Origin of the sequence: Halomonas sp. 3D7M (genome assembly GCF_014897885.1) — a bacterium.
Taxonomy (GTDB): Bacteria; Pseudomonadota; Gammaproteobacteria; order Pseudomonadales; family Halomonadaceae; genus Vreelandella.
In genome coordinates, this window is sequence record NZ_JABUZF010000130.1 from 15464 (window position 1) to 28400 (window position 12937).

Consider the following 12937-nt stretch of genomic DNA (forward strand, 5'->3'; position numbering starts at 1 on the left):
TCTCATTTAGCGCGACGCTAAAGCACTCAATAAATTCTCCGGCCAATGAGTAATTATTATGTCGTTACCCCCTACCTCTGGCGCAGACGCGTCATCTACCGTTGTGATTTATTCCGGCGGCATGGACTCCTATACCGTTCTTCACCGCGCAATTAAAGAAGGGCTCGAGGTTCATGCGCTCTCCTTTGATTATGGCCAACGCCACGCCAAAGAACTGGACATAGCGAAAGCCGTTTGTAAGCAGCACGATATTCCCCATCAAGTCGTTGATATACGTGCTATTCACGGTTTAATTGATAACTCAGCGCTGACCAACCCAGATATATCAATGCCTGAAGGTGACTACGCCGCTGATAACCTCCCTACCACCGTTGTCCCTAACCGCAATATGATTCTGCTTTCGTTAGCCATTGCTAAGGCAGTTAATATCGGTGCGGGGCGTGTCGATTACGGCGCCCACGGCGGTGATCATATTCTCTACCCTGACTGCCGCCCTGAATTTGTTCACGCAATGAACCAGGTCGCTGGCATCGCTAATTTTGAACCGATAACGCTGCATGCACCTTATCTAGCATCGAGCAAAGCCGATATCTTGCGCGATGGCTTAGCAATGGGCCTGAACTACCGTGATACCTGGACCTGCTATGAAGGGCGCCCACTGGCTTGCGGCAAGTGTGGCAGTTGCCGTGAACGGCTGGCGGCGTTCGCAGCCAACAATACTTCAGACCCACTGGCGTATGAATCTACCCCTGCACAGGTTACCAGCTGATGTATCACGTCAAAGAAGCCTTTTATACCTTGCAGGGCGAAGGTGCACAGGCAGGCCGTGCCAGCGTATTTTGCCGCTTTAGCGGCTGCAATTTGTGGTCTGGGCGTGAAATCGATCGCGCCAGCGCAAAATGCTCCTTTTGCGACACCGATTTTATCGGTACGGATGGCATTAACGGTGGGCGCTTTAACACTCCACGTGAACTCGCTGATCACATTAAAGCCCTTTGGCCAGTTCATGCGGGGAGAGCAACGCCCTACGTGGTATTCACTGGCGGCGAGCCATTACTCCAGCTTGATACCCCGCTGATCGCACTACTACACAGCGATGGATTTGAAGTGGCTGTTGAAACGAATGGAACGGTCATACCACCGCCAGGAATTGACTGGCTATGTGTTAGCCCGAAGGGCACAAACTCATTGGTGGTCACCCGTGGCGATGAGTTAAAGCTGGTTTTCCCACAATCTGCAGCGCCACCCACTCAATTCGCCAATTTGGACTTCAACCACTTTTTTTTGCAGCCGATGGACCACGGCATAGCGCAGAGAAATCACGCGACGGTTCAGGCAACCACCGAGTATTGCATGGCTAACCCCCAGTGGCGGCTATCGCTTCAAACGCACAAGATTGCAGGATTTGAGTAATGGCGTTATTTGTAAATCGTCTCAGCCATATTGATGTTTCACTGTGGTGCCCTACAAAAGGGTTGGTAGGCTGTAGCTGGCAAGTAGATGCTCAACTGGATGGGGAGCTAGGCGAAGATGGTATGCTTTTTGACTTCGGGGAAGTTAAGCCTTGGATCAAACGCACACTCGATAGTGGCCTAGACCATACGCTGCTCGTACCTGTCAACGCGCCCGGCATTAAGGTTACTGACTGCGCTGAAGGTATCTGCATTAGAACAGCGACTCCTTACGAAATGGAAGTTCGCGGGCCAGCCCAAGCATTTACCTTGCTCCCCTGGGATACCATCACTGTTGAGCGTGTCACCCACTATTTAAGCTCACAGCTGACGAAGCAAGAGCAACGGCCAGCTAATGTCCACAGTGTCACGCTAACGCTGAGTGACGAGCCTATAGACGGCGCTGCCTATGGCTACACTCACGGACTGAAACGGCATCTCGGCAACTGTCAGCGGATTGCCCATGGCCACCGCTCGCGCCTGTTTATCTGGCAGCAGCAGGCACGTCAGCCAGCGCTTGAGCAGCGCTGGGCAGCATGGCTGGATAATCGATACCTGCTTGAACAGGCCGATATTGAAAGCCAGGTTGATGAAAAGCTGACTTGCCGTTATCAGTCGGCACAAGGCACATTTTCGATCACGCTGCCTCAAGAACGCTGCTGTGTACTGCCCAAGCCGACAACCGTCGAGAATATTGCGTTATGGCTTGCCAAGAGTATTGCAGATCACAGCGGCCATAAAACACTGGTTCAAGCCTTTGAGGGGATTGATAAAGGCGCGACGGCAGAAGCCTCGCCATGAGTAGTCACGTTTTCGCAACAGACACCGCCGCCTGCCGAGCTGGCTGCGGTGCTTGCTGTATTGCACCGTCGATCACCTCTTATATACCCGGCATGCCAAATGGCAAACCGGCGGGCGTTCGATGCGTACAGTTAAGTGATGACAATCTATGCAGGTTATTTGGCGATCCTAGCCGTCCCGCTGTGTGTGCGCGGTTCGACTATGATGCTGATGTGTGTGGCGAGCACCGAGAAGAGGCGCTCGCCACACTTAACTGGCTGGAAACATCAACCCGTTAGTCACCCGTTCAGGTTTCGTTTTCAACACTTACCGCGTGGGGCAACCGTCTATCAAGCAGACTAACCCAGCGAACAAGCACTGGCGCATCACTATGGCTCACTTCACTCAATAAGCGCCTAAATGCTTCTTTGGCCTGCAAGTCGTTTGGTGCAATACGCGTCAGCCAAAGCTCGAGCGCCGCAAGCTCCTGATGGCGATTGCCATGCTCACGGGCCTGATTAATGGCCATTTCAGCCAGCGCTTTCACTTCATTAGCAGGGTGCCCGAGCAAATCACGCACTTTAGCTAACTGCGTTGCCAACTCAGGTAAAAAGAGCGTTGTGCGCTCTTTGGCAATGACCAGACACTGATCCAGATAATCTTCAGCCGCTTTTAACTCGCCAAGCTCAATACATGCATCTGAGTACCATAGGACCGGACGCTGATAGCGATCACGCCCATTCAGCTCTGCCATCTGGTCCAGGCTGTCCCGCACCTGCACTAAGCCCCCCTGGTCACCCGCCAGCGCTCGCTGCCAGCCAAGAATCCCCTGGGCAGAAATCTGCCACAGTTGCAAATCGGGCGTACCCGTCATTGCAGCAGCACGCTCAGCGTGTCGTGCTGCTAGATGTACATGGCCAAGCTGCCGATAAAGCGCAGCGGAAAACATCAACGCCATGGCAAGCGTACCTGGATGGCCAATTTTTTCAGCTAATCGGATCGCGGAAGAGATATGCCGCTCTGCGCGCTGGTAGTCACCACGCAAGCAGAGCGCCCAGCCTTGGAAAGAAGCCGCGGTTACTTGCGGGTGATCAGAGAATGGCAGCCATTCAATCATCATTTGCGCATTGAGCGGGTCAATTTCGTCCAGGTGGTCATGCGCTTGCTGAATGCGTCCAGCCCAGTATTCGCAATGCGCCCGCGCATAATCTGCCAGCCTTTGGTAGCGCGGATCCTCTAAACGCCCAGCAATGTCTGCCAGCGTCGAGGCGAGTGCAAATGCATCGGCGTGGGCATAGCGCTGACTTCGACCAACCCATAAGCCCCACTTAACCAAAAATATTTGCTCAAGGTCTTCTGGATCTTCCGTGGCGGCGCCACCCGACTGGCGGAGCAACTCCCTCGCACGCACGAAGCTCTCATGCGCAGTGGGCGAACCATGCCCCTCTAAGGCGAAGGCCGCTTGGCCACGCACGGTCAGCAGGCTCACTTCGCGCTCAACTTCATGATCGACATGACGCAGGCTAGCAAGTCCGAAGTCTGCCATGCGCAGTGCCGTACGGTTAGCGCTCACCTTGAGGGCTTCCCGCGCGGCCAGTTCAAAGTAACGAGCGCCCCTGGCGTAGTGGCCGCTGCGGCGTAGGTGGGTTGCAAAATCACCAGGGTGGCGGCTAATCCATACAGGGAAGCGCTCTTCAATCAGCGTGACTACCTGCTGATGAAGCTTAACCCGCACATCCCTAGGGCACGAAAGATAAGCGGCTTCTTGCAGCAGTTGGTGGCTAAACTGATGCTCTGGCTCGCCCCCGTCTTTATCCACTGGCTCGATAATTTCCAGTTGACGCATGTGCTCAATTGCTTGGCACAGCCGCGGCTTTTCCCAACCACTGCACTCTTGCAGAAAATCAAGACGGAAACGCTTGCCTAATACCGCCGCTACGTGGGCAATTTCCCGATCACCCTCCAACTGGTCAATTCGGCTAGCCAGCAGTCCTAACAACCCTTTGGGCAGCTCATCAAACTGCACACTACGACCTTCACGGCGATCCATATCTAAACGCCGACAAATCTCTTGCATATACAGCGGCACCCCATCGCAACGCTCAATGATTTGATTGCGTAGCCGTGGGCTTAAATGAATGCGATACCGGCGGGATAACTGAGAAAGCAAGCGAGACGACTGTTGCGCATCCAGCCTTCCAAGGGTAATTTGCTGATCCCAGTGCAATTTGACCGGCAGTGGCTCTCGGCCATGGTGACTGGCGACCAGCATGAAGGCTGTATTGATCGGCAACCGAGCTTGTAGCCCTGCCAACACCTTGAATGAAGGTTCATCAAGCCATTGCAGATCATCAATCATTAGTACCAATGTCCGTGAACTGGCCAGATGATCGATTAAGCGGTGTAACAGCTTTACAACTAGCTCAATAGCCTCACCATTCTGAGTTAACTGGGCCACTTCTTGAACATCACGCACACCGAGCGCTTCTTCAAGCAGTTGCTGACGTTCATCCTCCAGAGGCTCTAAGGAGAGCGTTTCTTGCAATTGACGAACAGCTTCACAAGTTGGCGTTGCTTCAACATACCAAGCGAGCAGAGTACGTGCGACACCGTAGGGCTCTAGCACCGATAGCCGCGTCGTTGGCTGCCAACAAATGGCAGCATCACGACTCAGTTCTAACTGGCGAAAACCCACCATTAGCGCAGATTTACCCATCCCGGATGCACCACGTACTAGCACACTCTGGCGCAAACCAATGCCTGCCCTCGCCAACGCATCTCTTAACGTGCGTAGTGATGTTTCTCGACCCACTAAACTGGGAGGTAGCGCATCCCTACCGCCCTCATTCACTCCCAGCACTAACGCTCTCAAGCGGACGCGGCCATCGCTCGCCACTAAACGAGATACCAACCGCGGTTGCAAATCAAGTGCAGGCGGCATGTGCTGGCTGGCTTCTTGAGAGATCACCAACTCGCTACCCTCTGCGGCACTCATTAACTCCAGTGATACTTGGGTTACTTGGCCAAGCGGGTCAGCTAGCTGACGTTCAGGTAGATAAACCACTCTTCCGCTATTAAGACCTGCGGCGAGCTCAAATTTTGGAGGATCACCGTCACCGATCCAGTGACGCTGGGACTCTAAAGGCAACGCCAGACGGCAGTGCTCATAAAGCGCAACCAGCTCTGCCAACTGATGAGCCGGACCATGGGTACCAAAGCAGGCCAAGCCAAGCCCACCTGTTGCGCCCGGCAACCAGAAGCCACCTAAGTGATGACACTGCTGCTCTAACCAGCGCAGTAGCTCTAATTGAAGCGCCAAACAGTTCCGGGTAGCCGCGCGATCTTGCCAATCACCTTGTAACTTAAGCCGGATAGCCATCACAGATAACTGGCGCAGCTCAATTTCATCTTCGCGAAGAGGCTTACTATCCGCTGCCAACACGCGCGAAAAAGCGCCTTGCGGGCTCAGTACACGCGGATCATGGTGACCATCTGACCAATAATTAGCTAACTGTAGAAAGCTCGGTTCGGGCTGCTGTCCAGAAAGCGCCAACAACTGTAGATAGCTGTTGTACTGTTCATGGGCAGCCGCCATCTGATTTTTCTCGGCCAACTGACGTACCAGACGTTCATGAAATGGACCGTAGCCAGAAAAGCGACTGACTAAACCTTCCAATAGATTGTCAGGGACATCGGAGTGGGCATCTAACACCTGCTCAGCGAAACGGATAACACGCTGACGCCACTCGTTTCGTACTTGAACTAACCAGCGTTGAAATTCGCTGCAGTTGGCAAGCTGGAGTTCTTCTATCAAATCCCCCTGATAACACGACATCACCTCTTCGAGGTTCGCCAAATCTCGAGGGCCTTCCAACAATTGCTGTAATTCGTGCAAGTCAACCCGCCAGTGGGCAGGCAACTGAAAAGCGATGGTCTGGCGAGATACGTTCAACACTTGCTCGGCATTGTCCCCCATCGACTGACGCAGACAGTGAAGCGCATGACGTAGGTTGGTTCTGCCCGATGACAGCCCCTGGTCTGGCCAAAGCAACTCTGCGAGGGAAGCTCGGTTGACCGGCTGTCGGTGCAGCAACAAATAAACGAGCAGCGCTTTTACCTTGTCATAACTGAAGTGCGTCAGCACATCTTCTCCTTGTGCTAAAGAGAAATGGCCAAACAGGGTCAGTTGGTCTGTCTCACGAGCATCGCGCATGATACATATCCTACCTAGACTAGCGGTGGCTTAAGCAGGCACACCGCTATGAAAACGAAAAGCCGTATCTGGCGAAGTAATCAACTCCGCTTCACGCGCCACAAAAAAGGCGATTCTGTCATCTATTGATGCCGATGTTTGCTGTCTTGCAAGCAGCAAATAGTCTTCAAAGTGACGACCTTCTGACTTCACTAACGTGCGATAGAACTTGGCAAGCTCTTCATCTAAATAAGGAATTAAGCGCGCAAAGCGCTCGCAGCTACGTGCTTCAATGAGCGCACCTATAATTAACACATCAATTAAACGCTCAGGGTCATTGCTACGCACATGCTTGCGCAAGCCTTCGGCATAGCGTGACGCAGTAAGATGACGGTACGCCACGCCTCGCTTCTCCATTAAGCCAACTACCTGCTCGAAATGCAGGAGTTCTTCTCGAGCCAGTTGCGACATCTTGCTTAATAGTAACGGCTGATCAACGTAACGATAGAGCAAGCTCATTGCCGTTGAAGCGGCTTTTTTCTCACACTGAGCATGGTCAATAAGAAGTATCTCTGGGTTATCCAACGCCCATTGCAGCCATGCATCAGGCGTTGAGCACGCAAGAAACTGATGGAGACATTCTGGCAGTAAATCATCCGCTTGAAGCGCATGACCTACAGGTTGCAACATATTTAATTGTATCGACATAACACCATTACCAAGCGCTTATCTCACTATTGTACAACATATAAACGCCCTGGGCGTTTGTTCCCTGCCATTACGCTCGCTGTTGAAAGAGCCGTAACAGCACTTTTTATATAGCACATATCTAATATAAAATTACGCTTATATTGAAGCTCCACACCACAATACCCGCGATTCAGCTGTCGTAGTGATAATAATACGACGAAATAATCAAACAGTATGGTAACGCGGCATCACAATAATCACACGCGCCCTCACCCTCAATTACGCCTGTTCGGTAAAAAACTTCCACCCGCTGGATTAATTAAGAAAAAAACGCGCTATTAAGAAACCCTACACCATCTCCTCAACATAAAGTACAAGGCCCTCAGGAGCTTGCCGCCTTAACATTGTCGACAGTTTCCCGTAGAATCCACCTCATCCACCAGACGCTGTTTTTCAAGCGTATGTCACGTGTCCGGGCACATACTCAATACCGTGTGGGTATGCGCTCGTCACCATTAAGAAGATGAGAGGGCCCCAACGTGCTTGAAGCTTACCGCCAACATGTCGAGGAACGCGCTGCAGAGGGCGTACCGCCCAAGCCCCTGAACGCCGAACAAGTCGCTGCCTTAATTGAGCTACTTAAAAATCCGCCGGCAGGTGAAGAAGAGTTTATTCTTGACCTAATCACCAACCGAGTCCCCCCAGGTGTTGATGAAGCTGCTTATGTAAAAGCAGGTTTCTTAACCGCGATTGCTAAAGGTGAAGCCACCTCTCCGCTGATCGATAAGATCCATGCCGTCAAACTTCTCGGCACCATGCAAGGCGGTTATAACATCGTCTCCATGGTCGAACTATTAGACAATGAAGAACTTGCTCGTGAAGCTGGCGAACAGCTCAAGCATACCCTTCTCATGTTTGATGCGTTCCATGACGTTGAAGAGCGCGCCAAAAATGGCAATTCGGTTGCTAAAGACGTTATTCAGTCTTGGGCTGCTGCAGAGTGGTTCCTCTCCAAGCCTGCACTGGAAGAGAAAATCACCTTAACCGTCTTTAAGGTTCCTGGCGAAACCAATACTGACGACCTCTCTCCTGCGCCTGACGCATGGTCGCGCCCAGACATCCCGCTGCATGCCAATGCCATGCTCAAAAACGAGCGCGAAGGTATTGAACCCGAAGTGCAAGGCACGACTGGCCCGCTGAAACAAATTGAAGAAGTTAAAGCGAAAGGCTTCCCCGTTGCCTATGTGGGCGACGTCGTTGGTACTGGCTCTTCACGCAAGTCCGCCACTAACTCTGTACTCTGGTTCTTCGGCGACGACATTCCTTACGTGCCCAACAAGCGCGCTGGCGGCTTCTGTTTTGGTGCCAAGATCGCCCCGATCTTCTTCAATACTATGGAAGATTCTGGTGCACTGCCGGTTGAAATGGATGTTGCCAAACTGGAAATGGGCGACATCATTGATGTCTATCCATACGAAGGTAAAGTGTGCAAGCACGGTACCGACGAAGTACTGACAACCTTCGAACTTAAAACCCAACTGATTCTTGACGAAGTGCGCGCAGGTGGACGCATTCCGCTGATTATCGGTCGCGGTTTAACCGGTAAAGCGCGTGAATCGCTAGGCCTTGAGCCTTCTGATGTTTTCCGCCTGCCAGACCAGCCGGTTGATACTGGCAAGGGCTTTACCCTTGCTCAAAAAATGGTCGGTAAAGCGTGTGGCCTGGACGGCGTACGCCCCGGCATGTACTGCGAGCCGAAGATGACCACCGTTGGCTCTCAGGACACAACCGGGCCGATGACCCGTGACGAGCTGAAAGACTTAGCGTGCCTTGGTTTCCAGGCCGACTTGGTCATGCAGTCATTCTGTCACACTGCGGCCTATCCAAAGCCTGTCGATGTGGATACTCACCACACACTGCCTGACTTCATCATGAACCGTGGCGGCGTCTCTCTTCGCCCCGGCGACGGCATCATCCACAGCTGGCTGAACCGTATGCTGCTGCCCGACACAGTGGGTACCGGCGGTGACTCTCACACCCGTTTCCCGCTGGGCATTTCGTTCCCAGCAGGTTCTGGTCTGGTAGCGTTTGCTGCTGCGACTGGCGTTATGCCGCTGGACATGCCGGAATCCGTACTGGTGCGCTTTAAAGGTGAGCGCCAGCCGGGCGTGACACTGCGCGACCTGGTTCACGCTATTCCCCTCTACGCCATCAAGCAGGGACTGCTAACCGTTGAGAAATCCGGTAAGAAGAACGCTTTCTCTGGCCGTGTATTGGAAATTGAAGGTCTTGAAGACCTGACCGTCGAGCAAGCTTTCGAGCTTTCCGACGCTTCAGCAGAGCGCAGTGCAGCAGGTTGTACAATCACCCTGTCTGAAGAAAGCGTCACCGAGTACCTTAAATCCAACATCACACTGCTGAAGTGGATGATTGCGAATGGCTACGGTGACGAACGCACTATCAGCCGTCGTATCGAAGGTATGGAAGCATGGCTTGATAACCCAAGCTTGATGCGTGCTGACAAAGATGCTGACTACGCCGAAGTCATCGAAATTGATTTGAGCGAAATTAAAGAACCCGTTCTTTGTGCGCCTAATGATCCAGATGATGCACGTCTGCTATCAGACGTGGCCGGCGAAAAAATTGATGAAGTATTTATCGGTTCGTGCATGACCAACATTGGTCACTTCCGTGCAGCCGGTAAACTACTTGAAAAACAGCCTGCGGGCAGCCTGAAAACGCGCCTTTGGCTGGCGCCGCCGACCAAAATGGATCAGCACCAGCTTACCGAAGAAGGCTATTACGGCATTTATGGCCGTGCTGGCGCCCGTATGGAAATGCCGGGATGTTCACTGTGTATGGGTAACCAGGCACGCGTTGCAGCGAAAAGCACTGTTGTGTCTACGTCTACACGTAACTTCCCGAACCGCTTAGGTGATGGTGCCAATGTATACCTCGCCTCAGCGGAACTCGCAGCCGTCGCTGCCGTGGAAGGCCGCCTTCCAACCGTAGAAGAGTACCAGCGCTACATGAGTGAATTTGACGCACTCGCTGGAGAAATATATCGTTACATGAACTTCCACGAAATCGAGGAGTATCAAAAAATCGCCTCGAACGTGATTCCGGTTGCCCAAGAAGCTTAATGCTCTTAGCAGTACCGAGAACTTATCGCCGATGCTCGCAACATCGCAAGAAGGATGACAATGTCTCCTTTTTGAGCCGATGACCGAACGCCCCAACCTGCTTGCAGGCTGGGGCGTTTTTTTATGGCCGCCTGACTTTCAACAATGGATCTTCATGGGCTAATTTTGAAGATAATGCTTCATAGGAGCGTGTAATGACATATGCAACCCCTGTTGTCACACCAGATTTATGTGATGCGAATCCTGACGTAATAGTACTTGAACCGATGTTTGCTAATTATGGTGGCGTCGACAGTTTTTACGGCCCTATTCGTACCGTTAAGTGTTTTGAAGACAACTCAATGGTTAAGCAAGCTGTTGCCGAACCAGGTGATGGTGCAGTGCTAGTTGTGGATGCTGGCGGGTCACACCGCTGTGCCATGCTTGGTGATATGCTCGCCGAGCAAGCCGCTAAAAATGGCTGGGCTGGTGTGGTGATGTATGGCTGTGTACGAGACGTCGATATTCTTGTCACACTGCCACTTGGCGTTCAAGCGTTAGGCAACCATCCGCGCAAGAGCGAAAAGCGCGGCGAAGGACAACGCGATATAGCCATTACCTTTGCAGGCGCCACGTTACACACTGGACAATGGCTTTACGCAGATAACAACGGCATTATTATCGCCGAAAAACCGCTTGAGCTTTCCTAAGGCAAGGGCTTGCCAGGTGTGGTACTTAGTGCCACCCTGGTAATTCAACCCTGACAAAATTGTAACCATGCAGCCGCTTAACCAATTGGGCTACACCCTACTCCACACTCTGCGCGACCATCTTCGTCCCCTCATTGCCTATCACCTGCTCTTCACCCTGTTAGCCTCTGCTCTTGTAGTGCCATTGATTGCGTGGATCTCTCGGGCCTTACTAGCGCAACTCAACCGAACAGTCGTCACCAATGATGCGCTGATTACACTGCTATTTAGTCCACTGGGCTTAGTTGCGTTGCTCGTGGGTCTTGGCTTTGCATTCTTACTGATTTATTGGCAACAAGCAGGCATGCTGCTGGTGGCCGTCAGACCTAAAGACAACCACTACCGGCTCGCTTTTGAAGCACTGTGGTTAAGCACACGCCGCTTACCAGCACTCGCGGGTCTGGTCATTCTTCAGGTAGGAGCCCACTTGTTGCTTCTAGCCCCTTTTATGATGGGCTTAGCGTGGCTTTATGATGTGTGGTTAAGCGGTATAGATCCCTACTATTTACAACAAACCCGCCCAGCCTCGCTGTGGTATTTTATTGCTTGCGCACTGCCGTTACTGATTATCTGGCTTGGGCTTGCTGCGTGGCTCTACCTGCGTTGGTTACTAGCGCTACCGTTAGTAGTGTTGGACAACTGCTCCCCTTTCCAAGCACTTAAGCGTAGCGTGCGCTTAACTCGCGGCTGGCATCGTTCGATTGGTGTGGCGGTCTTGACACTGCTGATCGTCATTATCAGTCTGCCGATTATCTCTACATGGCTATTTGATAGTGTCGTGACGCCTCTGTTATGGGGGCTACCCGAACATAATGCCGTGCTGATTCCAGCGATGTTGGCTTATTTAACCAGCTACGTACTGGTTACGTTAACCATTACATTTTTAGGTATTGCCACCAATGCCCTCCTATCAGCGTGCTTATACTTGCAACTGGCTTTTCGAGAGACACGCCCTTCGCCTCGGTCGGAACACGCCCATCCTGGTCGCCTTGCGTGGGCGATTGAACTAAGCGTACTGCTACTGGCGGGGCTACAAGCATGGTGGATACTCAACAGCTTTGAAATACGCGATAACGTAGCGGTCATCGCCCACCGAGGAAGCTCGATGGTAGCGCCGGAGAATACCTTATCCGCGATAAGACAAGCGCTTGAAGACGGTGCCAATGCTGTAGAACTGGATGTTCGCCTGAGTGCTGACAACCAGGTGCTTCTTTACCATGATCGCAGCTTGGCCCGGCTAACAGGCGATCGGCGAGAATTTGATTCACTCACTAGAGCAGAGTTGAGCAAAGTTGATGTCGGCAGCTGGTTTGGCGATGCCTTTCAAGACGAAAGGATTGCTGGTTTGGATGATGCTTTGGCGCTAGTGCGAGGACGCGCAGGCTTAATGATTGACATGAAGCCCTCGCCTGGCGACGAAGAGAGACTCGCTCGCGCCGTATTAGCAACCCTTGAGGCAGAAAGTGACATTCGCTATCGCTGCTGGGCAACCCAGGATAACGCGCTCAATGCGAACGCGAACTGCGGGTTTCCAAATGTATTCCTGGAAATGCGCATGGCGACCATGTCACCCAGTATGGTGACTTATTTAAAACAGCAAGCCCCCGAATTACGCATTACCTTACTCGCCCAACTGATCTTGGCTGGCACACTGGATCGACGCCAATTCGATGCTTTAGGCCTGCGTCATAACCGTATCACACAACAAGAAATTCGATTGGCGGCGCTTTATAACTACGAAATACATGCCTGGACAGTGAATGACCGAACGCGCATGTCGGCACTGATTGATCTTGGGGTTGATGCGATAATCACTGACTATCCAGACCGTTTGAGCGAGCTAATAGAAGACCGCCGTGCGCTGAGCGACGGCGGCCTAATGCTGGTAAAACTGCGCAACTGGCTACGCCAATAGCAAAAATCTCTTTATGATTCCAAGTCGCCCGGCCAATG

General features: G+C 52.3%; 9 protein-coding genes. 7 read left to right on the forward strand and 2 right to left on the reverse strand.

From position 1 onward, the window contains the following. Positions 1-58 precede the first annotated feature (58 nt). From queC to INT22_RS06030, 4 genes are read left to right on the forward strand one after another with little or no spacing between them, the layout of a single operon-like run. Complete coding sequence (gene queC, locus INT22_RS06015; protein ID WP_193060607.1) at positions 59-769, forward strand: 7-cyano-7-deazaguanine synthase QueC; 711 nt, start codon at positions 59-61, stop codon at positions 767-769. Further along, positions 769-1413, forward strand: a complete 645-nt coding sequence (gene queE / locus INT22_RS06020; RefSeq protein WP_193060608.1) for a 7-carboxy-7-deazaguanine synthase — start codon at positions 769-771, stop codon at positions 1411-1413. The genes queC and queE overlap by 1 nt, the downstream gene beginning before the upstream one ends. Further along, a complete protein-coding gene (locus tag INT22_RS06025) occupies positions 1413-2252 on the forward strand; it encodes a 6-carboxytetrahydropterin synthase (RefSeq protein ID WP_193067871.1) in 840 nt (279 codons plus the stop codon). The genes queE and INT22_RS06025 overlap by 1 nt, the downstream gene beginning before the upstream one ends. After that, positions 2249-2530, forward strand: a complete 282-nt coding sequence (locus INT22_RS06030; RefSeq protein WP_193060609.1) for a YkgJ family cysteine cluster protein — start codon at positions 2249-2251, stop codon at positions 2528-2530. The genes INT22_RS06025 and INT22_RS06030 overlap by 4 nt, the downstream gene beginning before the upstream one ends. Positions 2531-2538: 8 nt before the next feature. Here the strand turns inward: INT22_RS06030 and INT22_RS06035 are convergent, their stop codons facing one another. Beyond that, positions 2539-6444, reverse strand: coding sequence for an AAA family ATPase (locus tag INT22_RS06035; protein ID WP_193060610.1), 3906 nt, complete (start codon positions 6442-6444; stop codon positions 2539-2541). 30 nt (positions 6445-6474) lie between these two features. Next, positions 6475-7131 (reverse strand): tRNA-(ms[2]io[6]A)-hydroxylase, encoded by a 657-nt coding sequence (gene miaE, locus INT22_RS06040; RefSeq protein ID WP_038483807.1) that lies wholly within the window; start codon positions 7129-7131, stop codon positions 6475-6477. 521 nt (positions 7132-7652) lie between these two features. On the opposite strand from miaE, the gene acnB reads away from it, so the two are divergent. The 3 genes from acnB (at position 7653) to INT22_RS06055 (ending at position 12899) form a co-directional block, all read left to right on the forward strand. Next, entirely contained in the window at positions 7653-10256 is a 2604-nt protein-coding gene (gene acnB, locus INT22_RS06045) for a bifunctional aconitate hydratase 2/2-methylisocitrate dehydratase (protein ID WP_193067872.1), read from the forward strand. A 194-nt stretch (positions 10257-10450) separates the two neighbouring features. After that, the gene (gene rraA / locus INT22_RS06050; protein ID WP_193067873.1) at positions 10451-10945 is read left to right on the forward strand and encodes a ribonuclease E activity regulator RraA; all 495 of its coding nucleotides are present in this window, start codon (positions 10451-10453) and stop codon (positions 10943-10945) included. A 67-nt stretch (positions 10946-11012) separates the two neighbouring features. Continuing rightward, entirely contained in the window at positions 11013-12899 is a 1887-nt protein-coding gene (locus INT22_RS06055; RefSeq protein WP_193067874.1) for a glycerophosphodiester phosphodiesterase family protein, read from the forward strand. Positions 12900-12937: the final 38 nt, after the last annotated feature.

Excerpts from the sequence above, each read along its gene's own strand:
- queC (WP_193060607.1), top strand. The coding sequence starts at position 59 with ATGTCGTTACCCCCTACCTCTGGCGCAGACGCGTCATCTACCGTTGTG.
- queE (WP_193060608.1), top strand. The coding sequence starts at position 769 with ATGTATCACGTCAAAGAAGCCTTTTATACCTTGCAGGGCGAAGGTGCA.
- INT22_RS06025 (WP_193067871.1), top strand. The coding sequence starts at position 1,413 with ATGGCGTTATTTGTAAATCGTCTCAGCCATATTGATGTTTCACTGTGG.
- INT22_RS06030 (WP_193060609.1), top strand. The coding sequence starts at position 2,249 with ATGAGTAGTCACGTTTTCGCAACAGACACCGCCGCCTGCCGAGCTGGC.
- INT22_RS06035 (WP_193060610.1), bottom strand. The coding sequence starts at position 6,444 with ATGCGCGATGCTCGTGAGACAGACCAACTGACCCTGTTTGGCCATTTC.
- miaE (WP_038483807.1), bottom strand. The coding sequence starts at position 7,131 with ATGTCGATACAATTAAATATGTTGCAACCTGTAGGTCATGCGCTTCAA.
- rraA (WP_193067873.1), top strand. The coding sequence starts at position 10,451 with ATGACATATGCAACCCCTGTTGTCACACCAGATTTATGTGATGCGAAT.
- INT22_RS06055 (WP_193067874.1), top strand. The coding sequence starts at position 11,013 with ATGCAGCCGCTTAACCAATTGGGCTACACCCTACTCCACACTCTGCGC.